We start from the raw sequence: 22,822 nt of genomic DNA, 5'->3' as shown, positions 1-22,822 counted from the left end.
ATTGGTCACGTTGACCATGGTAAGACGACGTTGACAGCAGCACTGACGCGCGTGTGTGCAGAAGTTTGGGGTGGTGAGGCGCGTGCATTCGATATGATCGATAACGCCCCGGAAGAGCGTGAGCGTGGTATTACGATCTCCACGGCACACGTTGAGTATGACTCTCCAGAGCGTCACTATGCGCACGTTGACTGCCCAGGGCACGCCGACTACGTAAAAAACATGATTACCGGTGCGGCGCAGATGGATGGCGCTATCCTGGTATGTTCGGCTGCTGATGGCCCCATGCCGCAGACGCGAGAGCACATCCTGCTGTCACGTCAGGTAGGCGTTCCTTACATCGTTGTGTTCATGAACAAAGCGGACATGGTAGACGATGCTGAGCTGCTGGAGCTGGTTGAGATGGAAATCCGTGAGCTGTTGGACGCTTACGACTTCCCTGGCGATGACACGCCAATCATCATCGGTTCTGCGCTGATGGCGCTCAACGGTGAAGATGACAACGAGCTGGGTACAACAGCGGTCAAGAAGCTGGTAGAAACACTGGACAGCTACATTCCAGAGCCTGAGCGTGACATCGATCGTCCGTTCCTGTTGCCAATTGAGGACGTGTTCTCAATCTCTGGTCGTGGTACGGTTGTGACAGGTCGTGTTGAGCGCGGTATTGTCAAAGTTGGTGAAGAGATCGAGATTGTTGGTCTGAAAGACACCACAAAGACGACCTGTACAGGTGTTGAGATGTTCCGCAAGCTGCTCGACGAAGGTCGTGCGGGCGAGAACGTAGGTGTTCTGCTGCGCGGTACTAAGCGTGAAGATGTTGAGCGTGGTCAGGTTCTGGCCAAGCCGGGTTCAATCACGCCGCACATTCACTTTGAAGGTGAAGTGTACGTACTGAGCAAAGATGAAGGTGGTCGTCACACGCCATTCTTCAAAGGTTATCGTCCACAGTTCTACTTCCGTACAACTGACGTGACTGGTGCTGTAGAGCTGCCAGAAGGCGTTGAGATGGTAATGCCAGGTGACAACCTGAAGTTCAAAGTCACGCTGATTGCACCAATCGCAATGGACGAAGGTCTGCGATTCGCGATCCGTGAAGGTGGTCGTACCGTGGGTGCCGGCGTGGTATCCAAGATCATCGAGTAAGGACGTTAGTCTCGAAAAGAGGCGGCTCGAGTACGAGTCGCCTCTCTTTTGTTGGAAAAGTGCAGAAAAGCACGAAAAACCAGCAGATATGGAAACCTTTGCTTGACATTAAAAGGGTGCGGCCTTAGAATTCCGCTTCCTTTTTTCCAGTACCTGCAATGTCTGCAGGTGTTGAGCAAGAAAGTTATTGATTAATTTAAGTGTTTTGGAGAGCAGACTCGATGCAAAATCAGCGTATCAGAATTCGGCTGAAAGCCTTTGATCATCGGCTGATTGATCAGTCTACTCAGGAAATTGTCGATACTGCCAAGCGTACCGGTGCGCAGGTTAAGGGGCCTATCCCTCTGCCTACCAACAAGGAACGCTACACGATTCTGGTCTCGCCACACGTCAACAAAGACGCGCGTGATCAGTACGAAATCCGAACGCACAAGCGCCTTTTGGATATCGTAGAGCCAACAGAGAAAACAGTGGATGCATTGATGAAGCTGGATCTGGCGGCAGGCGTGGAAGTGCAGATCAGTCTTGGGTAAGGGCTGAGTCATCCAGAATTTTGTGTTAGGCCGGGTTTGTAGATAGAGCGAGAATGGTTCAGTAATGGTTCGAATCTGAAACAACTGATAACAGCTGGCTTGGTGGAGCTAATAAAGGCTCCCGGGCAAACATGGTGTAATGCGATAGCAGCCATAGCGGGTTAAAGCCCCGTACACGATGAGGTTCAAAAAATGTCGATTGGATTGGTCGGTCGAAAAAGCGGCATGACCCGTATTTTTACTGAAACTGGTGAATCTGTACCGGTGACAGTAGTTGAGGTCAGCCCCAACAGAATCACTCAGTTGAAAACTGAAGAAGTTGACGGCTATAGTGCTATTCAGGTGACTGCGGGTGAGCGCAAAGCTTCTCGCGTAAGCAAGTCACTTGCTGGGCATTTTTCCAAAGCTGGCACTGAAGCAGGTGATGGTCTTTGGGAATTCCGTATGGCTCAGAGCGATTGCGGCGAATTAGCGCCGGGTGCTGAGTTGACGGTAACTCTCTTTGAAGCAGGTCAGAAAGTAGATGTGACCGGTACCTCTAAAGGTAAAGGCTTCGCAGGTGCGGTTAAGCGCCACAACTTCCGTACACAGGATGCAACACACGGTAACTCTCTATCTCACCGTGCGCCTGGTTCTATTGGTCAGTGTCAAACGCCTGGGCGTGTCTGGAAAGGCAAGCGCATGGCTGGTCACATGGGTGATGTGCGTACCACAACGCAGTCACTGGAAATTGTGCGGGTAGACGCTGATAACAACCTCCTGTTGGTTAAAGGGGCTATTCCCGGCGCAACGGGTTCGCACGTTATCGTGCGTCCGTCTGTAAAGTCTTCCGGGTCCAAGGGGTAAGCACTGATGGAATTGAATCTTTCAAAGCCAGGTAGTCAGGCTGGAGCAGGAACTGTTTCAGTATCCGATGAGACCTTTGGCAAAGAATTTAACGAAGCGCTGGTACATCAGGTGGTTGTAACCTACCTGGCTGGTGCTCGTCAGGGAACGGTTAAGCAAAAGACGCGTTCTGAAGTCGCTGGTGGTGGTCGTAAGCCTTGGCGCCAAAAAGGCAGTGGTCGTGCCCGTGCCGGTACAACACGCGGTCCTATCTGGCGTTCAGGTGGCGTAACATTCGCCGCTCGCCCTCAGGATCACAGCAAAAAACTGAACCGGAAGATGTATCGCGGCGCCATGCGCAGCATTCTGTCTGAGCTTGCTCGTCAGGAGCGTCTGGTTGTGGTTGAGCAGTTTGCTGTTGATTCGCACAAAACGAAAGAGTTGTCAGTAAAGCTGAAAGAGTTTGCTTTAGACAACGTGCTGATCGTGGCGGAAGAGATCGCAGAAAACCTGTACCTGGCAGCGCGCAATCTGCGTGATGTTGATGTGCTGGATGTTGCTGGTCTGGATCCGGTTAGCCTGATCGGTTTCGAGAAGGTGCTGATAACTGTTCCTGCGCTGAAAAAGGTTGAGGAGATGTTGTCATGAACCAACAGAGACTGTATTCGGTAATCGTTGGGCCTCACGTGTCTGAAAAGGCAGCGTTGATGGCAGAAGCCAACAATCAGGTTGCTTTCCGTGTTGCGCTGGACGCGACCAAGCAGGAGATTCGCGAAGCTGTTGAAACCCTGTTCAAGGTCTCAGTCGAAGAAGTGCAGGTGTTGAACGTTAAGGGTAAAACCAAGCGTACAGCGCGCGGCAAGCTGAGAAAGAAATCTAATTGGAAAAAGGCTTATGTCAAGGTCGCGGAAGGTCAGGAAATTGACTTCGCGGAACTGGCGTAAGGAAGGGTCACGGTTATGGCAGTAGTTAAATGTAAACCCACTTCGCCTGGTCGCCGCTTTGTCGTCAAGATTGTTAATCCTGATCTGCACAAAGGCGAGCCTTATGCTGGCCTGGTGGCGTCAAAGTCAAAGACTGGTGGCCGAAATAATGCTGGTCGTATCACGCGCCGTCATGCCGGTGGTGGTCATAAGCAAAAGTACCGCATTATTGATTTCCGTCGTAACAAAGACGGTGTGCCAGCCAAAGTAGAGCGTCTGGAGTACGATCCCAATCGTACTGCCAATATTGCACTGCTTCTGTATGCTGATGGTGAGCGTCGCTACATAATCGCGCCTGCCAAAATTCAGGCTGGCGATGTTCTGCACTCAGGAAACGAAGCGCCAATCAAAACAGGTAACTGTTTGCCTCTGCGTAATATCCCGCTGGGTAGCACGGTTCACTGTGTTGAACTGAAGCCTGGTAAAGGTGCTCAGCTGGCTCGAAGCGCTGGCGGATCTGTGCAGTTGGTTGCGAAAGAAGGCAACAATGTCACGCTGCGACTGAGGTCGGGTGAGACGCGTAAAGTGCAGGCAGACTGTCGTGCTACGTTGGGTGAAGTATCCAACTCAGAGCACAGTTTGCGTTCGCTGGGTAAAGCTGGTGCGAAACGCTGGCGTGGTATTCGTCCAACGGTTCGTGGTGTTGCCATGAACCCGGTTGATCACCCACACGGTGGTGGTGAAGGTCGTACCGCGGGTGGTCGTCATCCAGTATCGCCTTGGGGTAAGCCGACGAAAGGCTACAAGACCCGCACTAACAAGCGTACTACCAAGATGATCGTACGTCGCAGAAATGCAAGCCGATAAGGCCTGACTACAGAGGATTTTAAAAGTGCCACGTTCACTGAAAAAAGGTCCATTTATTGACCTTCATTTAATGAAAAAAGTTCAGGCAGCACGGGATGCCAACGATAAGCGTCCGATTAAAACCTGGTCGCGTCGTTCCATGGTTTCTCCGGATATGCTTGGGCTGACAATAGCCGTGCACAACGGCAAGCAGCATGTGCCTGTGTTTGTTTCTGAAGACATGGTAGGTCACAAGCTGGGTGAATTCGCCTTGACTCGTAACTACCGTGGTCACGCGGCTGATAAGAAAGCCAAGCGCTGATAAACGGGGAGAATAGAGATGGAAGTTGTAGCTAAATTGCGCGGCGCTCGGCTCTCTGCCCAGAAGGCGAGATTGGTAGCCGATCAGATTCGCGGAAAAGGTGTAGAGGAAGCCCTGCAGTTGCTGACATTCAGCACCAAAAAGGGTGCTCACATTGTCAAGAAGGTGCTGGATTCTGCCATTGCCAATGCTGAACATAATGAAGGCGCCGATGTGGATGAGTTGCGTGTTTCCACAATCTTCGTCGATGAAGGTATGACCATGAAGCGAATCATGCCACGTGCTAAAGGCCGTGCCGATCGCATCCTGAAGCGTACCTGCCATATCACAGTTAAAGTAGCCGATAAGTAGGAGATTAGGATGGGTCAGAAAGTACATCCAACCGGAATTCGGCTTGGTATAGTTAAGAAGCACACTTCAGTCTGGTTTGCTGAAGGTAAAGATTATGCTGAGCATTTGCTTGTTGATTTGCAGGTGCGTGATTACATCCGCAAGCAGCTTGCCAATGCGTCTGTTTCACGTGTCGATATCGAGCGTCCTGCGCAATCTGCCAAAATCACAATTCACACGGCTCGTCCGGGTATCGTGATTGGTAAGAAGGGCGAAGATGTAGAGAAGCTGCGTAATATACTGTCTGCAAAGATGGGTGTTCCGGTTCACATCAATATCGAAGAAATTCGCAAGCCTGACCTGGACGCACAGCTGGTTGCCGATAGCGTTTCACAGCAACTGGAGCGTCGAGTCATGTTCCGCCGTGCCATGAAGCGCGCAGTTCAAAACGCGATGCGTCAAGGCGCGGAAGGTATCAAGATTCAGGTAGGTGGTCGTCTTGGTGGTGCCGAGATCGCGCGCTCTGAGTGGTACCGTGAAGGTCGAGTGCCTCTGCACACATTGCGAGCTGATATTGATTACGCAACGTCCGAGGCAAGCACAACTTACGGAATTATTGGCGTTAAGGTCTGGATCTTCAAAGGCGAAGTTCTTGACCTGAAGGAAGCCCCGGCGGCTCCGCAGAAAGCGTCCAAGTAGAGGGTAGGCCAAGATGTTACAACCAAAACGTACCAAATTCAGAAAGGTGCAGAAAGGCAGAAATCGTGGCCTGGCTCACCGTGGTAGTAAAGTTGATTTCGGTGAATACGGACTGAAGGCTCTGGGTCGTGGACGCTTGACAGCTCGCCAGATTGAGGCAGCTCGTCGTGCCATGACACGTCACGTAAAACGTGGCGGCAAGATCTGGATCCGTGTTTTCCCGGACAAGCCGATTACTCAGAAGCCTCTTGAGGTTCGTCAGGGTAAAGGTAAAGGTAGCGTGGAATATTGGGTGGCACAAATCCAGCCAGGTCGCGTGATGTTCGAGATTGAAGGTGTTGAAGAAGGCCTCGCGCGTGAAGCGTTTGAGTTGGCAGCGTCCAAACTGCCTTTTGAGACAGCGTTTGTTAAACGGACGGTGATGTGATGAAAGCCAGTGAATTACGTGAAAAGTCAGTAGAAGAACTGAGCGAGCAGCTCAATGGCCTGTATCGTGATCAGTTCAATACCCGAATTCAAAAGCGAACCGGTCAACTGGGTCAGACTCATCTGCTCAGCGCGATGAAAAATGATATCGCCCGGATTAAGACCATCATTACTGAGAAGCAGAAGAGCGGGTCCTGATTATGTCGCTGAATGAAACAAAGACCGAAACAATCGCTCGTACCGTAACCGGCAAGGTCGTCAGTGCCAAGATGGACAAGTCCATCGTAGTGCTGGTTGAGCGTCGGGTGAAACACCCCGTATACGGAAAATTTATTACACGTTCATCTAAAGTGCATGCGCACGATGCGAATAATGAGTGCAAATCAGGTGATCGCGTAACAGTTAAGGAAGTCAGTCCGATTTCAAAGACCAAGACTTGGACTTTGGTATCGATCGATGAGCGCGCGACGCAAATTTGATCACTGGCAATAAATAGGTTTCTGGCGCCTTGCGGCGTTGTTGCTAAAGCGACAGTTTAAGGGTTCGGAGAGAATCGATGATTCAGGTACAGTCATATTTAGATGTGGCAGACAACAGTGGTGCCAAGCGAGTAATGTGCATCAAGGTACTCGGTGGTTCACACCGTCGTTATGCTCGCATCGGGGATGTCATCAAAGTGACAGTTAAAGAAGCGATTCCCCGAGGCAAGGTAAAGAAAGGTCAGGTGCTGTCTGCTCTGGTCGTTCGTACCAAGAAAGGTGTTCGCAGAAGTGATGGGTCTCTCATCAAGTTCGACGATAACGCTGCGATACTTCTCAACAACCAGCAGGCGCCAATCGGGACGCGTGTCTTCGGGCCGGTGACTCGTGAACTTCGTAATGAGAAGTTTATGCGAATCATCTCCCTGGCTCCTGAAGTGCTGTGATAGATATCGAGGCTGCGGAATATGCGTAAGATTAAGACAAATGACGAAATTATCGTCGTCACAGGCAAAGACAAAGGTAAACGCGGAACAGTGAATCGACTGGTCGGCGAAAACAAAGTCATTGTCAGTGGAATCAACATGGTAAAACGGCACACCAAGCCAAACCCGAATGCCGGGATTGCTGGTGGTATCGTCGAGAAGGAAGCGCCGCTGGATATTTCCAATGTCGCAATCTTCAATCCGGAGACCAATAAAGCGGATCGCGTAGGTTTTCTGGTAGAAGACGGCAAGAAACAGCGCGTGTACAAATCCACAAATAAAGTTATTGATTAACGGAAACCAGGTCGCCAACATGGCTCAGTTAAAAGAATTTTACAGAAGTGACGTAGTGCCTGCGCTGACTAAACAGTTCGGGTTCGACAATCCAATGCGTGTCCCTCGCATTACGAAAGTGGTGCTGAACATGGGTGTCGGTGAGGCAGTTGGCGACAAGAAGTTGCTGGAAAATGCCGTTGCTGACCTGACCAAGATCAGTGGCCAGAAGCCAATTATTACTAAAGCCCGCAAATCAATCGCTGGCTTTAAAATTCGTGCCGGATGGCCGATTGGCTGCAAAGTAACACTGCGTGGCGCACGCATGTATGAGTTCCTGGATCGTCTGGTAAACATTTCGATTCCACGTACTCGTGACTTCCGCGGTTTGAACCCGAAAGCATTTGACGGTCGCGGCAACTACGCAATGGGTGTGAATGAGCAGATCATTTTCCCTGAAATCGAGTTTGATAAAGTCGATAAACTGCGTGGTCTGGATATTACGGTGACAACAACAGCGGAAAACGACGATGAAGGTCGAGCACTGTTGAGCGCAATGCGCTTCCCGTTCCGATCAATGCCTGGTAAAGCGGCTAGCAAGGAGTCCTGAGATGGCTAAGAGTTCAATGGTAGCGCGCGAAGAAAAGCGTACGCGCACAGTTGCTAAATATGCTGAAAAGCGTGCAGCACTGAAAGCGATTATTGCGGATGTCAACGCAAGTGAAGACGACAAGTGGCAGGCGCAGATCAAACTGCAAAAACTGCCTCGGGATGCAAGCCCGGTTCGTCAGCAGAAGCGCTGCCGTATCACCGGACGTCCTCACGGCGTCTATCGTAAGTTTGGTATTTGTCGCCATAAGCTGCGTGAAGCAGCCATGCGTGGTGATGTACCTGGTCTCACTAAGGCCAGCTGGTAAGCGGAGAATAGATTATGAGTATGTCAGATCCTATTGCTGATCTGCTGACGCGCATCAGGAATGCACAGATGGCCAGCTTGCCGCAAGTGAGCGCACCGTCCTCTAAACTGAAAGTTGCAATTTGCAACGTGCTGTTAGATGAAGGCTATATTAAGAGCTACCAGGTTCAGGAAGAAGGTGCTCACAACACATTGGTAGTCGACCTGAAATATTTTCAGGGAGCCCCGGTTATTGAAGAGATCAAGCGTGTAAGTAAGCCTGGTCTGCGTCAGTACAAAGGTAAAGACGAATTGCCAAAAAACCGTCAGGGACTGGGTACTGTCATCGTGTCGACTAACAAAGGCGTAATGACAGACAAGCAGGCTCGTGCCGCCGGTATCGGCGGGGAAGTTCTGTGTACGGTATTCTGATACACGAGATTCTTGAGAACAGTATATAGAGCACGATTATGTCCAGAGTAGCAAACAGCCCGATTACACTGCCTAAAGGCGTGGAAACCACAATTGCCGGTAATTCGGTAACGGTTAAAGGCAGCAAAGGTACCCTGAATCTGGATCTGCACGATAACGTACAGATTTCAGAGGAAGATGGCGTACTGCGTGTCGCGTCCAAGAATGCGTCGCGTGATGGCACGGCAATGGCAGGTACCTTCCGCGCACTTATCAACAACATGGTTGTCGGTGTCAGCACCGGTTTCGAACGCAAGCTGCAACTGCTTGGCGTTGGTTATCGAGCCAAGGCACAAGGCAACACGCTGAATATCGTTGTCGGTTATTCGCACCCGATTGATTATCCGTTACCCAAGGGTGTAACAGCTGAAACACCTTCGCAGACAGAAATTGTTCTGTCCTCAGCAGACAAACAGTTGCTGGGTCAGGTGGCATCAGAAATTCGTGCGTTCCGTCCACCGGAGCCTTACAAAGGTAAGGGCATTCGCTATGCAGACGAGAACGTTTACAGAAAAGAAGCGAAGAAAAAGTAAGGCGTGACATTATGAACGTAAAGAAGCAGGCTCGTATCCGTCGCGCACGACGTGCCCGGGCAAAGATTAATGAGCTCGGCGTAAACAGACTGTGCGTTTATCGTACTCCTCGCCACATGTATGCGCAGATCATCGCGCCAACAGGCGGTGAAATTCTCGTAGCTGCATCGACAGTCGAGAAAGAGCAGCGTGGTAGTACAACCGGCAATATCGAAGCAGCCAGCAAAATCGGTGCTTTGATTGCTGAGCGCGCCAAAGAAGCGGGCATCAGCAAAGTAGCGTTTGATCGCTCCGGTTTTAACTACCACGGTCGTGTGAAAGCACTAGCTGACGCAGCACGTGAAGGCGGCTTGGAATTTTAAGGGTTTAAGACTATGGCACTGAGAGACGAGGCGAAAAAGAACGAAGAAGGTTTGCAGGAGAAACTGATCCAGGTAAACCGTGTCGCCAAAGTGGTTAAGGGTGGTCGAATTTTCGCCTTTACTGCGCTGACAGCAGTCGGTGACGGAAATGGACGCGTTGGTTTTGGTCGTGGCAAGGCTCGTGAAGTCCCACTGGCTATCCAGAAAGCAATGGAAGCGGCTCGCCGTAACATGATTTCTGTATCACTGGACGGCAATACGCTGGAGTATCCAGTAAAAGCGCGCCACGGTGCATCAAAGATCTACATGCAGCCTGCATCAGAAGGTACTGGTATTATTGCTGGTGGCGCGATGCGTGCAGTTCTTGAACTGGCAGGTATTCAGAATGTTCTGGCCAAATGTTACGGATCTACAAATCCTGTAAACGTGGTCAATGCAACATTCAATGGCCTGAGAGACATGCGTTCGGCTGACAGCGTTGCAGCTAAACGTGGCAAGACACTTGAAGATATCCTGGGTTAACAGTTATGGCGGATAAAACAGTTAAAGTAACACTGGTTCGCAGCCCGATCGGTACGATGGCTCGCCATCGTGAGTGCCTGAAAGGCTTGGGACTGCGTCGTATGCACCAGACAGTTGAGCTGCAGGATACCCCCGCGGTACGCGGCATCATCAACAAAATCAGCTATATGCTGCAGGTTGAGGGTTAATACATGCAATTGAATACGTTGAGTCCGGCACCCGGAAGCACTCACTCCTCCAAACGCGTAGGTCGCGGCATTGGTAGCGGTTGGGGCAAAACTTGTGGTACCGGTCATAAAGGTCAGAAATCACGTAGCGGCGGAACAGTTCGTCCGGGTTTCGAAGGCGGTCAGATGCCTTTGCAGCGTCGTTTGCCAAAATATGGCTTTTCGTCGCGTGTAGGTCGCACTACTGACGAGATCCGTACAGGTGAATTGAACTCACTGGATGTTGACGTTATCGATATGGCAGCACTGAAAGCAGCAAACCTGATCACCGCTAACATCAAGCGTGTCAAGGTTATGCTTTCTGGTGAGATCACTCGCCCGGTTACAGTCGAGGGCCTGCGTGTCACCAAAGGTGCGCGTGCAGCCATCGAAGCAGCTGGCGGGAAAGTAGTAGATCCGGTTGCGGCCGACACTGCTAAGAAGTAAGCAAACGTCATCGAATCCTCATAACTGAGGCGGCAGGTAAATAATGGCAAAGCGACCGAATATGGCAGCAGGTGAAGGAATCGGAGCGGGCCTTGGAGAATTGAAGGCACGTCTGCTGTTCCTGTTGTTCGCCATCTTTGTATATCGGATTGGTACGCATATTCCTGTGCCTGGTATCGACCCGGCACAGCTGACAGCGTTATTCAACCAGAATGAGGGAACCTTCCTCGGCATGTTCAACATGTTTTCTGGTGGTGCGCTGGAGCGTATGAGTATCGTTGCGCTGGGTATCATGCCTTATATCTCTGCGTCGATAATTATGCAGCTATTGACTGCTGTAAACCCGCAACTTGCGCAATTGAAAAAAGAAGGCGAGTCGGGGCGACGCAAGATTACACAGTACACACGTTATGGTGCGCTGTTGCTGGCACTGGTTCAGGGTACCGGCATGGTGGTTGGTCTGTTGGCCCCCATGGCATACAATCCCGGCCCCGTATTCACGTTCACGGCTGTTGTCTCACTAGTGACGGGTGCCATGTTCATGATGTGGCTGGGTGAGCAGATCACAGAGCGGGGTGTCGGTAACGGTATCTCAATGTTGATCTTTGCCGGTATTGTCGCGGGCTTACCAGGTGCAATTGGTAACTCCCTGTCACAGGCGTATGAAGGTCAGATCAGTGGTTTGCTGCTGTTTGTCGTGGCTATTATTGCAGTCGTTGTTATCGCAGGTATTGTCTTTATTGAACGAGGCCAGCGAAGAATAACGGTCAATTACGCCAAGCGTCAGCAAGGCAATAAACTGTACCAGGCACAATCAAGCCATTTGCCGCTTAAGGTAAACATGGCAGGTGTGATTCCGGCAATTTTTGCTTCAAGCATTTTGTTGTTCCCGGCATCCATCGGTCAGTGGTTTGGTCAAAGTGATAACGCGGCATGGCTTCAGGACTTTGCATTGCTGATTGGTCCGGGGCAGCCACTGTATATCATTATCTTTAGTGCCATGGTTATTTTCTTCTGCTTCTTCTACACCGCTTTGGTGTTCAACCCGAAGGACGTGGCAGATAACCTGAAGCGCTCTGGCGCTTTCATTCCCGGTATTCGCCCGGGAGAGCAAACAGCACGCTACATTGATAGCGTACTGACACGACTGACAATGTTTGGCGCGATTTACATTACGATAGTATGTCTGTTGCCAAATTTCTTCCAGATGATGGCAAACGTGCCATTTAACCTGGGCGGAACAGCACTGTTGATCGTCGTGGTTGTGAGTATGGACTTCATGTCTCAGGTTCAATCTCATCTGATGTCGCATCAGTATGATTCCTTGATGAAGAAGTCGAATCTGGGCAGTTTCGGTCGCGGCCGATAACGTTTTGAGCAAAAATCGTGTGGGCAGCCCAGGCTGCTGACATCGAATGGAGAACATAAAGTGAAAGTCAGAACCTCAGTAAAAAAGATTTGCCGTAAGTGCAAAGTCATTAAGCGTAATCGTGTGGTTCGCGTCATTTGTGATGCCGAGCCTAGACACAAACAGCGCCAGGGCTAAGCCTCTGGTTGATTTTTAGAACGCCAGGGTATATCCTTTGCGCCCCTGATTTTGGGGTCGGAGCACTGGTGCACGATTAATTAGAGAGATTGGAGTTTAACTATGGCACGTATTGCCGGTGTCAACATACCAGACAACAAGCACCTGGTTATTTCCCTGAGTTACATTTACGGGGTAGGCGCCACGCGAGCAAAATTAATTTGTGATCGCGCGGGAATTGAGCCGTCCATGAAGACCAGTGAGCTGTCTACTGAGCAACTGGACACCGTGCGTGCAGAAGTTGGCAAATTCACGGTTGAAGGTGATCTGCGTCGAGAAGTATCCATGAGCATCAAGCGATTGATGGACCTGGGTTGTTTCCGTGGAATCCGTCACCGTCGCTCTCTGCCGGTTCGCGGCCAGCGCACTAAAACTAATGCTCGTACCCGTAAAGGGCCGCGCAAGCCAATTCGTAAATAACAGGTGAGTTCAGGAATTTTCTATGGCAAAGCCAGCAGCTAAAGCAGCTCCGAAGAAGAAGGCGCGCAAGTCAGTCATCGATGGTATCGCGTTTATTCACGCGTCTTTCAACAATACCATCATTACGATCACTGATCGCCAAGGTAATGCATTAAGTTGGGCAACCTCCGGTGGCTCCGGCTTCCGTGGTTCTCGTAAAAGTACGCCGTTCGCTGCCCAGGTGGCTGCGGAGCGTGCCGGTAAGAGTGCAATTGAATTGTATGGTCTTAAGAACGTTGACGTTAAAGTCAATGGTCCTGGCCCAGGTCGCGAATCTGCCGTACGTGCATTAAACGGTTGTGGACTGAAAGTTGGTGTGATCACTGACGTAACACCAATTCCACACAACGGCTGTCGTCCTCCCAAGAAACGTCGCGTATAAGTCGGCGTTCTTGGTTAATTATTATTCGGAACAGTATTTGAGTGTAACGGCCAACGGTCGTGAACTAAAAACAGGAGTCATCGTATGGCCCGTTATCTAGGCCCCAAGTGTAAACTTTCTCGTCGCGAAGGAACTGACCTCTTTCTGAAGAGTGGTGTTCGTCCGCTGGACAGCAAGTGTAAGGCGGAGACAATCCCCGGTCAGCACGGTCAGCGTCGTGGTCGTTTGTCAGACTATGGTGTACAGCTGCGTGAGAAGCAAAAAGTACGTCGTATCTACGGGGTGTTAGAGCGTCAATTCAGAACTTATTACAAGGAAGCTGCACGTCGTAAAGGCGCGACAGGTGAGAACCTGCTGCAACTGCTTGAGTCTCGTCTGGATAACGTAGTTTACCGTATGGGTTTTGGTTCCACTCGTGCGGAATCCCGTCAACTGGTATCGCACAAGGCGATCCTGGTCAATGGTAGTGTCGTTAATGTGCCTTCTTATCAGTTGGCAGAAGGTGATGTGGTCTCAATTCGTGAAAAGGCCAAGCAGCAGTTGCGCATCAAGTCTGCATTAGAGCTTGCAGGCCAGCGAACTCCGGCCGATTGGGTTTCCGTCAATGCAGGCAAGCTGGAAGGCCAGTTTAACCGCAAACCAGAGCGTGCTGATCTTTCAGCAGATATTAACGAAAACCTGATCGTCGAGCTTTACTCCAAATAATCGGTAGTGAAGGGCAAGGCGCAGTACATGCTTTGCCGGACAACCGTACGAAGGACTAAAGTTTCACATTACCGGGCTAATTGTTAAGGGTGACCCCATGCAGATTTCGTTGTCAGATTTTCTTACACCACAATTGATTAAGGTTGAAGAGTTTGACAAGTATCATTCAAAAGTGGTGCTTGAACCTCTGGAGCGTGGCTTCGGCCATACACTGGGGAACGCGTTACGTCGAATTCTCCTGTCTTCCATGCCAGGATGTGCAGTAGAAGAAGTAGAAATTGACGGCGTTGTGCACGAATACAGCAGCATCGAAGGCGTCCGTGAAGACGTCATTGAAATTCTGCTGAACCTGAAAGGTGTAGCGATTGTCCTGAATGGTCAGGATGAAGCTGTACTGACAGTCAACAAGAAAGGTCCAGGTGAAGTGACCGCTGGCGATATCGTTGGCGATCATAATGTAGAGATCGTTAATCCGGAACATGTGATAGCCAACCTGAATGCTGCCGGTGAATTGAATATGCGCCTGACTGTACGCAGCGGCCGTGGCTATGTGCCTGCAGATGCGCGTCAGCGTGATGACGATGAATCGCGCGCTGTTGGCCGTCTGATGCTGGATGCGACTTACAGCCCGGTTCTGAGCGTTGCCTACAATGTTGAAAGCACTCGTGTTGAACAGCGTACCGACCTGGATAAACTGATCCTGGATCTGCGTACCAACGGTACGATCGATCCTGAAGAGGCGATTCGTCGCGCAGCAACGATTCTGCAGCATCAGCTGGCCGTGTTTGTTGATCTGCAAAGCCAGGAAGCTGCAGCACCGGAAGAGCCTGAAGATGAAATTGATCCAATTCTGCTGCGTCCGGTTGATGACCTGGAGTTGACAGTACGCTCAGCTAACTGTCTGAAAGCGGAAGATATCTACTACATTGGCGATCTGATTCAACGCACAGAAGTTGAGTTGCTGAAGACACCAAACCTGGGTAAAAAGTCGCTGACTGAAATCAAAGACGTATTGGCTACTCGTGGCCTGTCATTAGGTTTGCGACTTGAAAACTGGCCTCCAGCCAGTCTTCGTACAGAAGAAAAGTCGAATTAATTAACTGCCTGTCAGCCGTGAGGCTGCTGTTGGAATAGGAATTGAGATATGCGTCATCGTCATAGTGGACGTAAACTGAACAGAAATTCAGCGCACCGTAAGGCCATGTTTCGTAACATGACAGCGTCACTGGTGGAGCATGAAGTTATCAAAACAACTGTCGCAAAAGCGAAAGAGCTGCGCACAGTCGCTGAGCCTTTGATTACACTGGCGAAGACAGACAGCGTTGCTAATCGTCGACTGGCCTTTAGCCGACTGCGCAGCAAAGAAGCCGTTGGAAAATTGTTTGATGATCTGGGTCCTCGTTACCAGGCACGCCCAGGTGGCTACCTCCGTATCCTCAAATGCGGTGTTCGAGCCGGTGACAAAGCCCCAATGGCTTATGTTGAACTGGTAGATCGACCAGAAGCAGCTGACGCAGAGAACGCAGAGGATTAATATCCTGTCCTGCGCATAAGCTGGTGCTAACAGCTTACTAAAGAACACAAAAAAGCCGGGTTAGCCCGGCTTTTTTGTGCCTGTTTGGTTCTCGTTGAAGTGTGGTATTGTCGGTCTGGCAGTAGTTTTAATACCCGATTGCATTAAGGAGTCGAGTTCATGGAAATTCGTTCGTTTTACCCTCAGCCTCGATTATTGATGGGGCCTGGACCTTCTGATGTGTCTGATCGGGTACTGTCTGCTTTATCCCGCCCGACTATCGGACATCTTGATCCGGATTTCATTTTTTTAATGGATGAGATCAAGCTACTACTTCAGTATGCCTTTCAAACCGACAATGCCCTGACCCTTCCTGTTTCAGCCCCGGGGTCGGCGGGTATGGAAACCGTATTCGTAAACCTTATTGAGCCAGGGGACAAAGTTGTCGTCTGCCGCAATGGGGCCTTTGGCGAGCGTATGCGTGAGAATGTCGTACGTTGTGGCGGGCATGCAGTTATGGTCGATAGCAAATGGGGTGAAGCTGTTCAACTGGATCAACTGGAGAGGGCACTGGATGACAATCCTGATGCCGTAGCCGTTGCGGCTGTTCATGCTGAAACGTCCACTGGTGTTTGCAGTGATGTTCAAGCTATCGCGACACTCGCTGATAAGCATAACTGCCTGTCCATTATCGATGCTGTCACGTCACTTGGCGGAATTCCTGTCAAAGTTGATGAGTGGGGTATCGATGCGATTTATTCCGGTACGCAAAAGTGTTTGTCTTGTGTGCCCGGTTTATCTCCTGTCAGTTTTAACGATAAAGCGGTTCAGCGGATTACAGCACGCAAACACCCGGTACAAAGCTGGTTTCTTGATCTCAACCTGGTGATTGGTTATTGGGGCAAGGGAAGCCAGACCGGTGGAAAGCGCAGTTACCACCATACCGCACCAGTTAACAATCTTTATGCGTTACATGAGTCGCTGCTGATGCTCAAAGAAGAAACGCTGTCTGCTTCCTGGCAGAGGCACCAGTTAAACCACCAGGCGCTTAAAGCCGGTATTGAATGCCTGGGCTTGAGTTTTGCCGTCTCTGCTGATGTGCGACTACCCCAGCTTAATACCATTAATGTGCCAGAAGGTGTCAACGAAGCACAATTACGCCAGCAATTACTGAATGACTGGCAGATAGAAATCGGCGCTGGCCTGGGAGATTTAGCCGGAAAGGTTTGGCGAATCGGCTTGATGGGGCACAGTGCAAGTCAGCCGAAAGTGCTTACCCTGATAAGTGCGTTGGCTGCCTGCCTGGTCGCACAAGGGGGGAGTGTGGACTCACTCGCAGCTGTGAAGTCAGCAACAAAGGTCTATGAAAGCGCAGGCAATTAATGCCTATCGTGGCCTTTGCTTCTACTGGTTGTTGTGTCGTGCTGCTATCAGGCTGAATATCAACAACGGCCACAACCCTACATGGATGAATACATCTGCTGTATTAAATATGTAATGCCAAAAAGGAATGCCGCGTATATCAATGAAATCGACCACGCTTCCGTAAACCAGACGGTCGAGCACGTTGCTAAAGCCGCCACCAGCGACAAAACCAAAGCAGATATATTCGTAGCGTTGCAGTGAACTGCTGCGCCACAGGTATACGACCAGCCCTGTCAGCAGGGCAAAGCTGAATACTGCAAAGAGCCAGCCTTTGCCCTGTGCCATACCAAACACGCCCCCCAGGTTCCGTATGTGTGTGAAATAAAGGGACGGATCGAGTACAGCAACAGAATTGCCTAAAGGTATGTTCTCATTTATCAGGTAACTGCTGGCTTGTGACGCCAGTAAAACCAGCAAGGCGATGCCGGCAAACAACAGCATGGACGCTCTGCGTTGCTTCAGGTCCGTGGTTTTTTCCTGGACTGGAGAGTTTGAATTAGCTTGCTGGCTCACGTGATACCACTCAATTTTTGTATTCGCGTGTTTAACGTAAATTTGTCAGCCAGCAAGCTTATCTAATCATCCTTCAGAGTGCATCAAAAAATGCACGCAATCTGGCAGCATTCTTGCCCACATCACTCATACCGACTCGTGAGGTGGAGCGGGCGTCAAGATAAGTGGTCTCTCCGGACTCTCGAATACGGATAACAACATCATCTTTGAAGCGGAACCAGAAGGTGGTTGCTGTTGCTTCAATACGCCCTTCTTCGGGTTCTGCTGCAACGATTTCCCAGCCTTGATCCCTGGCAGCAGCCAGTGCGCGATCAAAGACCACATCAGCAGGCTCATCAAAGGTCTGGGTGACGATATCCGGGTAGGCCTCGCGCTGCATCGCTGCCTGACGTTCAGGTGTCATTTCACCCCAGTTGCCATAATCAGTGGTATTGCTGTCTGAGCCACGCAGTGGCATTACCGCGACAAACTCTGGTGGGTTGTCGAGGTCAGTTGTAATGTCATGGATCGGAGGAATGGTGACGCCTTCCCCAGGCAGGTAGGAGTTCGGTATGTACCAGGCAATCACAGCGAGCAGGGTGGAAGCCAGCGTGATGCCCAGCATTTTACCCTGGCCATCCAGGTTGCGGGAGCGTCCTGTCAGGAACACAGCAATTGCGCTGATGACACAAAGAGCAATGATCCAGAGCACCAGCGGCTGGGCCATACGGAGAATGGTGAAACCCAGCCGGAAGTCCCAGAAACCGGCCCAGACACCAAGTGGTGCGAGAAGGGCAAAAAGAGCCAGCCCGATACCGGCGATACCGGATAACCTGACCAGAATAGAGAGCATTTTAGGTGTATTTGTTGTTTGCTCGTTCATGCGTTGTCTTCCTGAGAAATGAGGTGAGTGTATGGTTGATCAGCGTAGGTCAATATCGTTCGCTTGCCAAGCTCGTTTATCCGGATTTTACTTAGCGAGCAGTTATGCATACGAGGCGGATGCCACAACTGGTTTAGTGGCCTTTGTTCAATGGCACATAGCACCGATTTTATCCATGCGCCGTGACTGACGATGGCGATATGTTGGTGACCGTTATCATCCAGAATTTCTTGCAGCCGTGTGATTGCCCGCTGTTGTAACTCCTTGAACGTTTCTGCGCCATCAACCTGAAATTGATCCGGAGAATGCCAGAAAGCGTCAAATTGAGCCTGGTTGTCACGACGAATATCATCATAGAGTCTGCCTTCCCAGGTTCCCATCCGTATTTCACGCAGCCGGTCGCAATACGTGATTGCCATATTGCGGGCACCAAATGCCAGGTCAGCGGTTTCTCGTGTTCTCAGGCTGCTGCTGCAATAAATGCTGTCCAGGTGCTGCTCTGCCATTCGAAGTCCTAACTCCTGCGCTTGCTGGCGCCCCTGTTCTGTCAGACGAGACTCCTGCTGCCCTTGCGCGCGCCGCTCCCGGTTCCAGTCAGTTTCTCCGTGCCTGAGTAAATAGATATACCTTGTTGTTGCTGTCATAGGCTGTTTAAGATCCTCTGCCATGCTGGCTCCGTGTTCGCGCGATGGCATCCAGCCAGCGGTTATAGTGGTGGTCACGCCAATCTTTGTCTTTTGTCGGGGTAAAAGCCCGGTCCTGTTGCCACAAGGATTCAATATCCCCCAGGCTGTTAAACAGCCCACAGTGCAACCCGGCCAGGAATGCGGCCCCCAGAGCGGTAGTTTCAGTAATTTTTGGCCGTGACACTTCGCAGCCCAGCAAGTCTGCCAGGTTCTGCAGCATCAGGTTATTGGCGCTCATGCCACCATCGACCCGTAATGTGGTTGGACGTAGGCCGTCAGACTCCATTGCCTTTTGCAGATCTTTGGTCTGGAAGCAGACGGACATCAGTGCGGCAGCGACCAGTTCGGGAATACCCGCATCACGTGTAAGACCATAAATGGCGGCTCGCGCATCTGCGTCCCACCAGGGGGCGCCAAGGCCAGTAAAAGCAGGCACCATCATCACAGGCAAACCGGGCTGGGCTTGCCGGGCCAGGGCTTCACTTTGGGCCGTGTCGTCAAACAGGCGTAATTTGTCACGCAGCCACTGCATTGTGGCGCCGGCCATGAAAATACTTCCCTCCAGTGCGTAACTGGTTTTTCCCTGCAGACGATAGGCAACGGTTGTGAGCAGGCGGTGATCGGACTGTATGGCTTTCTCTCCGGTATTCATCAGCAAAAAACTGCCAGTCCCATAAGTAGACTTGGTCATGCCGGTCGAGAGGCAGCCTTGCCCGACTGTCGCCGATTGCTGGTCACCAATCATGGCGGTAATGGGTATCTTACGGCCAAACAGTCTGGCATCCGTAGAGCCGAAGTCGTCGGCACTGTTTTTCACTTCTGGCAGAATGCTGTCAGGGATATTAAACCGGGACAGTAACTCATCATCCCAGTTTTGCGTGTGAATATTGAAAAGCATGGTGCGTGAGGCGTTACTGGCATCAGTCGCATGCACTTTGCCACCGGTCAGGTGCCAGAGCAGAAAGCAATCGACAGTGCCGAAAGCCAGATTGCCAGCTTCTGCCTCTTCGCGTGCACCAGGTACATTTTCCAGCAGCCAGGCCAGTTTACTGGCTGAAAAATACGGATCAGGCAACAAGCCGGTTTTCTCCTGGATCCAGTCAGGATTACCTTCAGCGATCAGGTTGCGCTGTAAATTGTCACAGAACTCAGCTGTGCGTCTGTCTTGCCATACGATAGCGCGATGCACAGCCTTGCCAGTTTTGCGGTGCCATAACACAGTGGTCTCTCGTTGATTGGTAATACCAATAGCGGCGATACTGCCAACATCAAGGTCGGCACGGCTAATGGCGTCCTGGCAGCTGCGCAGTGTCGTACGCCAGATATCCTCGGGCTCGTGTTCTACCCACCCGTCTGCCGGGTAATGCTGCTCGTAGGCGTAGCGGCCGATAGCGATAGCTTCGCCTGTGGTAGCGAACAAAATTGCGCGGCTGCTGGTCGTTCCCTGGTCAATTGCCAGCAAGTACTTTTCCATATGCCCTCCCGTTATTCTGGCGCTTATTATTGTTGAGGTACTTCAGGATCTGTTCACAGGCCCTAAGGTGGTGCATAGCATAGTACAACAAATCAAAAGCGGTTTAATCCTAACCCGATACAGGTATTGACTGGAAAGGTGTTGTCAATGTTGGCATTATTGGGTCAATAACAATATTCACCGTAGTAGACATGGAACCTGACTGGGTATGACAAATCGAGTTCCCTCGCAGATGCGATGGCAAATACTTTATCTGGTTGCCGCGTTTTTTTTTCATGCCCTGATTGTGTATTGGGCTACAACGCGACAGCAGGAACGCCTGCATTTTGAAAACGGTTGGCTGGAGAACCTCCAGGTTCTGTATCTGGCACTGGCAGCAGCGGTGTTTGCCGTGAACGGAAAAGTTACGGTTGATCGCCATCGCGTGCTGTTTTACTGGCTATCAATGGTTTCTCTGCTTTTTATTATCAGGGAGGTAGAGTTTGGTGATCTTGCGATTCCTGCCTGGATGAAATTTATGTTGGCTGGGGCAGGGCGGGCAGTATTTTATGTTATTGCCATCGCATTGTTCATAACAATGTGCAGACAGTTTCGCGAATATTGGTGTAACCGTAGATTTTATCTGCACTCGTCACTGTTCTGGTATCTGGCAGCGAGTGGCTTTTTTCTGTTGGCTTTTAGTTTGACATTGGATCGTCAGGTTTTCGACATTACTCATTATCAACTGTTGGAAGAAGCCTCTGAAGCCATCGCTTATGTACTGTGGTTGGGTGCAGCACTATTCGGGTCTTTCGGGATAAAGCGAAGCTACCCGTTTTCGGCAATACAGAAACATTACCGTTCTGGTGACAATAGTCTGGAATTACCATTCCAGTTTGATGCTGGATTTCAGCCACCTCAGAAGCATAATCGCTAAATAAAATGTAGATGGTTATCTTGGAGACAGGTATATGGCAGGGTTCAGACAGCTCCACGAGCGATTTGGCCAGGAAGATGCGTGCTCGGATCTATTGGTTATTGGCGGTGGCATCAATGGTGCAGGTATCGCTGCTGATGCCAGTGGACGTGGATTGTCGGTGGTATTAGTGGATGGTGACGACTGGGGACATGCGACGTCCTCTGCCAGCACCAAGCTGATTCACGGTGGCCTCAGATATCTGGAGCAATGGCAGTTCAGGATGGTGAGAGAGTCGCTGCAGGAGCGCCGCATTCTTATGGAGGCTGCCCCGCACATTGTGGAACCATTAGAGTTTCACCTGGTGCATTCGCCAGAGATGCGTCCTTTCTGGATGATCTGGCTGGGTATGAAACTCTATGACACTTTAGCTGGGAGCAGCGCGTTACCGGCTTCTTCTGCGCTTCGTTTTAATCATGAAAATTCAGCATTGAAACCTCAGTACACCAAAGGGTTCAGTTATTTTGACTGCCGGGTGGATGATGCCCGCCTGGTTCTGGAAAACGTGAAACAGGCACAATCAAGAGGTGCTTGTGTTGCCAGCCGGACAAAATGTACCGGCTTGTCCGCCTTGCCTGATGGAACAGGCTGGAAGGCCGAGTTGACCTGTCAGCAAAGTGGCCAAACCTCTTCTATAAAGACTAAATGTGTTATCAATGCCACTGGCCCCTGGGCCAGCTACATTGATGACATGGCCGGGTTGAATGCTGAGCACAAAGCCAGATTAAGGTTGGTTAAAGGGTCTCATATTGTAGTGCCTGCTTTGTATGAAGGCGATCAGGCCTATTTATTACAGCTGCGCGATGGGCGGATTATTTTTACCATACCCTATCAGGATAACTTCACCATGATCGGTACGACTGATGAAGAAATCGGTGGTGATCCAGGTGATGCCAGAATCAGTGCGGCGGAAGTCACCTACCTCTGCGAGGCAGTGTCCGAATATTTTACAAACGCACCGGTTGCAAGTGATGTGGTTTGGCAATTTGCAGGTGTCCGTCCACTGGAGCAGTCGGGAGATGGATCAGAGAATGCCAGCCAGGTTTCCAGGGACTATCGGCTCAGTCTTGCATCCACACCGGCCCCATTGTTATCTGTGTATGGTGGTAAGTTAACCAGTTACCGTGCGTTAGCCGAAGCTGCGATGGATACCCTGGGAGACGTTTTTCCTCAAATGACAGAGTCATGGACGAGCACAGCATCGCTGCCAGGTGCACCCAAGGGTGAGGGTACGTTGGTATTATTGAAGGAATCCCTGCAAGCCGCATTTCCTGTGATTGAGCCTGGCGTCATTTCGCGCTGGCTGGCCAATTATGGGGCTCAGGCGGTAAAGGTGATGGATTATGCAAGCAAAGGCAGCAACGGTCTGCTCGAGGCCGGGCCATTGGTAGGCCCGGGCCTCTATAAAGCAGAACTGGATTTTTTGATAAACGAAGAGTGGGCTGAAACGGCAGAGGATGTTCTCTGGCGCAGAAGTAAACTGGGTCTGCATTGGACTGATACTGATGTTCTTGCTTTAACAGAGTACCTGCGTCAGTAGATG

36 protein-coding genes are annotated in these 22,822 nt (G+C 50.7%); 32 read left to right on the top strand and 4 right to left on the bottom strand.

The window, feature by feature from the left end:
- The 30 genes from tuf to PSCS_RS03820 form a co-directional block, all read left to right on the top strand.
- Positions 1–1,143: elongation factor Tu (tuf, locus tag PSCS_RS03960; protein WP_068810517.1), on the top strand; the 1,143-nt coding region annotated here is incomplete at its 5' end.
- A gap of 221 nt (positions 1,144–1,364) precedes the next feature.
- Positions 1,365–1,676, top strand: a complete 312-nt coding sequence (gene rpsJ, locus PSCS_RS03955) for a 30S ribosomal protein S10 (protein WP_068810496.1) — start codon at positions 1,365–1,367, stop codon at positions 1,674–1,676.
- A 192-nt stretch (positions 1,677–1,868) separates the two neighbouring features.
- Complete coding sequence (gene rplC / locus PSCS_RS03950) at positions 1,869–2,522, top strand: 50S ribosomal protein L3 (protein ID WP_068810495.1); 654 nt, start codon at positions 1,869–1,871, stop codon at positions 2,520–2,522.
- Between the two features lie 6 nt (positions 2,523–2,528).
- On the top strand, positions 2,529–3,149 hold the full coding sequence (gene rplD, locus PSCS_RS03945; RefSeq protein ID WP_068810494.1) for a 50S ribosomal protein L4: 621 nt from the start codon (positions 2,529–2,531) through the stop codon (positions 3,147–3,149).
- Positions 3,146–3,445 (top strand): 50S ribosomal protein L23, encoded by a 300-nt coding sequence (gene rplW / locus PSCS_RS03940; protein WP_068810493.1) that lies wholly within the window; start codon positions 3,146–3,148, stop codon positions 3,443–3,445. Before rplD ends, rplW begins: the two co-directional genes overlap by 4 nt.
- 15 nt (positions 3,446–3,460) lie before the next feature.
- The gene (gene rplB, locus PSCS_RS03935) at positions 3,461–4,291 is read left to right on the top strand and encodes a 50S ribosomal protein L2 (RefSeq protein ID WP_068810492.1); all 831 of its coding nucleotides are present in this window, start codon (positions 3,461–3,463) and stop codon (positions 4,289–4,291) included.
- Between the two features lie 25 nt (positions 4,292–4,316).
- On the top strand, positions 4,317–4,592 hold the full coding sequence (rpsS, locus tag PSCS_RS03930; protein WP_068810491.1) for a 30S ribosomal protein S19: 276 nt from the start codon (positions 4,317–4,319) through the stop codon (positions 4,590–4,592).
- An 18-nt stretch (positions 4,593–4,610) separates the two neighbouring features.
- Complete coding sequence (gene rplV / locus PSCS_RS03925; RefSeq protein ID WP_068810490.1) at positions 4,611–4,943, top strand: 50S ribosomal protein L22; 333 nt, start codon at positions 4,611–4,613, stop codon at positions 4,941–4,943.
- Between the two features lie 9 nt (positions 4,944–4,952).
- Entirely contained in the window at positions 4,953–5,621 is a 669-nt protein-coding gene (rpsC, locus tag PSCS_RS03920) for a 30S ribosomal protein S3 (RefSeq protein WP_068810489.1), read from the top strand.
- A gap of 13 nt (positions 5,622–5,634) precedes the next feature.
- Complete coding sequence (gene rplP / locus PSCS_RS03915; protein ID WP_068810488.1) at positions 5,635–6,048, top strand: 50S ribosomal protein L16; 414 nt, start codon at positions 5,635–5,637, stop codon at positions 6,046–6,048.
- A complete protein-coding gene (rpmC, locus tag PSCS_RS03910; protein ID WP_068810487.1) occupies positions 6,048–6,245 on the top strand; it encodes a 50S ribosomal protein L29 in 198 nt (65 codons plus the stop codon). The genes rplP and rpmC overlap by 1 nt, the downstream gene beginning before the upstream one ends.
- Before the next feature lie 2 nt (positions 6,246–6,247).
- A complete protein-coding gene (rpsQ, locus tag PSCS_RS03905) occupies positions 6,248–6,526 on the top strand; it encodes a 30S ribosomal protein S17 (protein WP_068810486.1) in 279 nt (92 codons plus the stop codon).
- Between the two features lie 77 nt (positions 6,527–6,603).
- Positions 6,604–6,972: a 50S ribosomal protein L14 gene (gene rplN / locus PSCS_RS03900; protein WP_068810485.1), complete on the top strand. Its 369-nt coding sequence runs from the start codon at positions 6,604–6,606 to the stop codon at positions 6,970–6,972.
- Positions 6,973–6,993: 21 nt separating this feature from the next.
- Positions 6,994–7,305, top strand: coding sequence for a 50S ribosomal protein L24 (gene rplX, locus PSCS_RS03895; protein ID WP_068810484.1), 312 nt, complete (start codon positions 6,994–6,996; stop codon positions 7,303–7,305).
- 19 nt (positions 7,306–7,324) lie between these two features.
- Entirely contained in the window at positions 7,325–7,894 is a 570-nt protein-coding gene (gene rplE, locus PSCS_RS03890; RefSeq protein ID WP_068810483.1) for a 50S ribosomal protein L5, read from the top strand.
- Between the two features lies 1 nt (position 7,895).
- A complete protein-coding gene (gene rpsN, locus PSCS_RS03885) occupies positions 7,896–8,201 on the top strand; it encodes a 30S ribosomal protein S14 (RefSeq protein ID WP_068810482.1) in 306 nt (101 codons plus the stop codon).
- A gap of 14 nt (positions 8,202–8,215) precedes the next feature.
- Entirely contained in the window at positions 8,216–8,611 is a 396-nt protein-coding gene (gene rpsH, locus PSCS_RS03880; RefSeq protein WP_068810481.1) for a 30S ribosomal protein S8, read from the top strand.
- Between the two features lie 38 nt (positions 8,612–8,649).
- On the top strand, positions 8,650–9,183 hold the full coding sequence (rplF, locus tag PSCS_RS03875; RefSeq protein ID WP_068810480.1) for a 50S ribosomal protein L6: 534 nt from the start codon (positions 8,650–8,652) through the stop codon (positions 9,181–9,183).
- Positions 9,184–9,194: 11 nt separating this feature from the next.
- Entirely contained in the window at positions 9,195–9,545 is a 351-nt protein-coding gene (gene rplR, locus PSCS_RS03870; RefSeq protein ID WP_068810479.1) for a 50S ribosomal protein L18, read from the top strand.
- Between the two features lie 12 nt (positions 9,546–9,557).
- Entirely contained in the window at positions 9,558–10,067 is a 510-nt protein-coding gene (rpsE, locus tag PSCS_RS03865) for a 30S ribosomal protein S5 (RefSeq protein ID WP_068810478.1), read from the top strand.
- A gap of 5 nt (positions 10,068–10,072) precedes the next feature.
- A complete protein-coding gene (gene rpmD, locus PSCS_RS03860) occupies positions 10,073–10,255 on the top strand; it encodes a 50S ribosomal protein L30 (RefSeq protein ID WP_068810477.1) in 183 nt (60 codons plus the stop codon).
- A gap of 3 nt (positions 10,256–10,258) precedes the next feature.
- Positions 10,259–10,720 carry a 50S ribosomal protein L15 gene (rplO, locus tag PSCS_RS03855; protein ID WP_068810476.1) on the top strand — a complete coding sequence of 154 codons (462 nt, stop codon included), beginning with the start codon at positions 10,259–10,261 and terminating at the stop codon, positions 10,718–10,720.
- Positions 10,721–10,763: 43 nt separating this feature from the next.
- Positions 10,764–12,089, top strand: a complete 1,326-nt coding sequence (gene secY, locus PSCS_RS03850) for a preprotein translocase subunit SecY (RefSeq protein ID WP_068810475.1) — start codon at positions 10,764–10,766, stop codon at positions 12,087–12,089.
- Between the two features lie 60 nt (positions 12,090–12,149).
- On the top strand, positions 12,150–12,266 hold the full coding sequence (gene rpmJ / locus PSCS_RS15480; protein ID WP_082628126.1) for a 50S ribosomal protein L36: 117 nt from the start codon (positions 12,150–12,152) through the stop codon (positions 12,264–12,266).
- A gap of 102 nt (positions 12,267–12,368) precedes the next feature.
- Positions 12,369–12,725 (top strand): 30S ribosomal protein S13, encoded by a 357-nt coding sequence (gene rpsM / locus PSCS_RS03845; protein ID WP_068810474.1) that lies wholly within the window; start codon positions 12,369–12,371, stop codon positions 12,723–12,725.
- A 22-nt stretch (positions 12,726–12,747) separates the two neighbouring features.
- Positions 12,748–13,146 (top strand): 30S ribosomal protein S11, encoded by a 399-nt coding sequence (gene rpsK / locus PSCS_RS03840; protein WP_068810473.1) that lies wholly within the window; start codon positions 12,748–12,750, stop codon positions 13,144–13,146.
- A gap of 84 nt (positions 13,147–13,230) precedes the next feature.
- The gene (gene rpsD / locus PSCS_RS03835) at positions 13,231–13,851 is read left to right on the top strand and encodes a 30S ribosomal protein S4 (protein WP_068810472.1); all 621 of its coding nucleotides are present in this window, start codon (positions 13,231–13,233) and stop codon (positions 13,849–13,851) included.
- Positions 13,852–13,948: 97 nt separating this feature from the next.
- Complete coding sequence (locus PSCS_RS03830) at positions 13,949–14,947, top strand: DNA-directed RNA polymerase subunit alpha (RefSeq protein WP_068810471.1); 999 nt, start codon at positions 13,949–13,951, stop codon at positions 14,945–14,947.
- A gap of 48 nt (positions 14,948–14,995) precedes the next feature.
- Positions 14,996–15,385, top strand: coding sequence for a 50S ribosomal protein L17 (rplQ, locus tag PSCS_RS03825; protein WP_068810470.1), 390 nt, complete (start codon positions 14,996–14,998; stop codon positions 15,383–15,385).
- 159 nt (positions 15,386–15,544) lie between these two features.
- The gene (locus PSCS_RS03820) at positions 15,545–16,747 is read left to right on the top strand and encodes a pyridoxal-phosphate-dependent aminotransferase family protein (RefSeq protein WP_068810469.1); all 1,203 of its coding nucleotides are present in this window, start codon (positions 15,545–15,547) and stop codon (positions 16,745–16,747) included.
- Positions 16,748–16,768: 21 nt separating this feature from the next.
- Here the strand turns inward: PSCS_RS03820 and lspA are convergent, their stop codons facing one another.
- The 4 genes from lspA to glpK all read right to left on the bottom strand — a co-directional run bounded on the left by lspA (position 16,769) and on the right by glpK (position 20,324).
- Positions 16,769–17,302 carry a signal peptidase II gene (lspA, locus tag PSCS_RS03815; protein ID WP_157885614.1) on the bottom strand — a complete coding sequence of 178 codons (534 nt, stop codon included), beginning with the start codon at positions 17,300–17,302 and terminating at the stop codon, positions 16,769–16,771.
- Between the two features lie 73 nt (positions 17,303–17,375).
- A complete protein-coding gene (locus PSCS_RS03810) occupies positions 17,376–18,164 on the bottom strand; it encodes a DUF1499 domain-containing protein (protein ID WP_082866539.1) in 789 nt (262 codons plus the stop codon).
- Positions 18,161–18,832: a histidine phosphatase family protein gene (locus tag PSCS_RS03805; RefSeq protein ID WP_157885613.1), complete on the bottom strand. Its 672-nt coding sequence runs from the start codon at positions 18,830–18,832 to the stop codon at positions 18,161–18,163. Before PSCS_RS03805 ends, PSCS_RS03810 begins: the two co-directional genes overlap by 4 nt.
- Entirely contained in the window at positions 18,816–20,324 is a 1,509-nt protein-coding gene (gene glpK / locus PSCS_RS03800; RefSeq protein ID WP_068810467.1) for a glycerol kinase GlpK, read from the bottom strand. The genes PSCS_RS03805 and glpK overlap by 17 nt, the downstream gene beginning before the upstream one ends.
- A 208-nt stretch (positions 20,325–20,532) precedes the next feature.
- Between glpK and PSCS_RS03795 the strand changes: the two genes are divergently transcribed.
- A complete protein-coding gene (locus tag PSCS_RS03795) occupies positions 20,533–21,240 on the top strand; it encodes a hypothetical protein (RefSeq protein ID WP_068893779.1) in 708 nt (235 codons plus the stop codon).
- Positions 21,241–21,274: 34 nt separating this feature from the next.
- A complete protein-coding gene (gene glpD / locus PSCS_RS03790; protein ID WP_068810465.1) occupies positions 21,275–22,819 on the top strand; it encodes a glycerol-3-phosphate dehydrogenase in 1,545 nt (514 codons plus the stop codon).
- The last annotated feature ends 3 nt before the right edge of the window (positions 22,820–22,822 follow it).

It is taken from the genome of Pseudohongiella nitratireducens (assembly GCF_001642735.1).
GTDB classification, from domain to species: Bacteria; Pseudomonadota; Gammaproteobacteria; order Pseudomonadales; family Pseudohongiellaceae; genus Pseudohongiella; species Pseudohongiella nitratireducens.
Note: the sequence above shows the minus strand (reverse complement) of the source record. Positions and strands in the feature narration are given on the sequence as shown.

Coding starts and splice junctions, on each gene's coding strand:
- rpsJ (WP_068810496.1), top strand. CDS start 1,365: ATGCAAAATCAGCGTATCAGAATTCGGCTGAAAGCCTTTGATCATCGG.
- rplC (WP_068810495.1), top strand. CDS start 1,869: ATGTCGATTGGATTGGTCGGTCGAAAAAGCGGCATGACCCGTATTTTT.
- rplD (WP_068810494.1), top strand. CDS start 2,529: ATGGAATTGAATCTTTCAAAGCCAGGTAGTCAGGCTGGAGCAGGAACT.
- rplW (WP_068810493.1), top strand. CDS start 3,146: ATGAACCAACAGAGACTGTATTCGGTAATCGTTGGGCCTCACGTGTCT.
- rplB (WP_068810492.1), top strand. CDS start 3,461: ATGGCAGTAGTTAAATGTAAACCCACTTCGCCTGGTCGCCGCTTTGTC.
- rplV (WP_068810490.1), top strand. CDS start 4,611: ATGGAAGTTGTAGCTAAATTGCGCGGCGCTCGGCTCTCTGCCCAGAAG.
- rpsC (WP_068810489.1), top strand. CDS start 4,953: ATGGGTCAGAAAGTACATCCAACCGGAATTCGGCTTGGTATAGTTAAG.
- rplP (WP_068810488.1), top strand. CDS start 5,635: ATGTTACAACCAAAACGTACCAAATTCAGAAAGGTGCAGAAAGGCAGA.
- rpmC (WP_068810487.1), top strand. CDS start 6,048: ATGAAAGCCAGTGAATTACGTGAAAAGTCAGTAGAAGAACTGAGCGAG.
- rpsQ (WP_068810486.1), top strand. CDS start 6,248: ATGTCGCTGAATGAAACAAAGACCGAAACAATCGCTCGTACCGTAACC.
- rplN (WP_068810485.1), top strand. CDS start 6,604: ATGATTCAGGTACAGTCATATTTAGATGTGGCAGACAACAGTGGTGCC.
- rplX (WP_068810484.1), top strand. CDS start 6,994: ATGCGTAAGATTAAGACAAATGACGAAATTATCGTCGTCACAGGCAAA.
- rplE (WP_068810483.1), top strand. CDS start 7,325: ATGGCTCAGTTAAAAGAATTTTACAGAAGTGACGTAGTGCCTGCGCTG.
- rpsN (WP_068810482.1), top strand. CDS start 7,896: ATGGCTAAGAGTTCAATGGTAGCGCGCGAAGAAAAGCGTACGCGCACA.
- rpsH (WP_068810481.1), top strand. CDS start 8,216: ATGAGTATGTCAGATCCTATTGCTGATCTGCTGACGCGCATCAGGAAT.
- rplF (WP_068810480.1), top strand. CDS start 8,650: ATGTCCAGAGTAGCAAACAGCCCGATTACACTGCCTAAAGGCGTGGAA.
- rplR (WP_068810479.1), top strand. CDS start 9,195: ATGAACGTAAAGAAGCAGGCTCGTATCCGTCGCGCACGACGTGCCCGG.
- rpsE (WP_068810478.1), top strand. CDS start 9,558: ATGGCACTGAGAGACGAGGCGAAAAAGAACGAAGAAGGTTTGCAGGAG.
- rpmD (WP_068810477.1), top strand. CDS start 10,073: ATGGCGGATAAAACAGTTAAAGTAACACTGGTTCGCAGCCCGATCGGT.
- rplO (WP_068810476.1), top strand. CDS start 10,259: ATGCAATTGAATACGTTGAGTCCGGCACCCGGAAGCACTCACTCCTCC.
- secY (WP_068810475.1), top strand. CDS start 10,764: ATGGCAAAGCGACCGAATATGGCAGCAGGTGAAGGAATCGGAGCGGGC.
- rpsM (WP_068810474.1), top strand. CDS start 12,369: ATGGCACGTATTGCCGGTGTCAACATACCAGACAACAAGCACCTGGTT.
- rpsK (WP_068810473.1), top strand. CDS start 12,748: ATGGCAAAGCCAGCAGCTAAAGCAGCTCCGAAGAAGAAGGCGCGCAAG.
- rpsD (WP_068810472.1), top strand. CDS start 13,231: ATGGCCCGTTATCTAGGCCCCAAGTGTAAACTTTCTCGTCGCGAAGGA.
- PSCS_RS03830 (WP_068810471.1), top strand. CDS start 13,949: ATGCAGATTTCGTTGTCAGATTTTCTTACACCACAATTGATTAAGGTT.
- rplQ (WP_068810470.1), top strand. CDS start 14,996: ATGCGTCATCGTCATAGTGGACGTAAACTGAACAGAAATTCAGCGCAC.
- PSCS_RS03820 (WP_068810469.1), top strand. CDS start 15,545: ATGGAAATTCGTTCGTTTTACCCTCAGCCTCGATTATTGATGGGGCCT.
- PSCS_RS03810 (WP_082866539.1), bottom strand. CDS start 18,164: ATGAACGAGCAAACAACAAATACACCTAAAATGCTCTCTATTCTGGTC.
- PSCS_RS03805 (WP_157885613.1), bottom strand. CDS start 18,832: ATGGCAGAGGATCTTAAACAGCCTATGACAGCAACAACAAGGTATATC.
- glpK (WP_068810467.1), bottom strand. CDS start 20,324: ATGGAAAAGTACTTGCTGGCAATTGACCAGGGAACGACCAGCAGCCGC.
- PSCS_RS03795 (WP_068893779.1), top strand. CDS start 20,533: ATGACAAATCGAGTTCCCTCGCAGATGCGATGGCAAATACTTTATCTG.
- glpD (WP_068810465.1), top strand. CDS start 21,275: ATGGCAGGGTTCAGACAGCTCCACGAGCGATTTGGCCAGGAAGATGCG.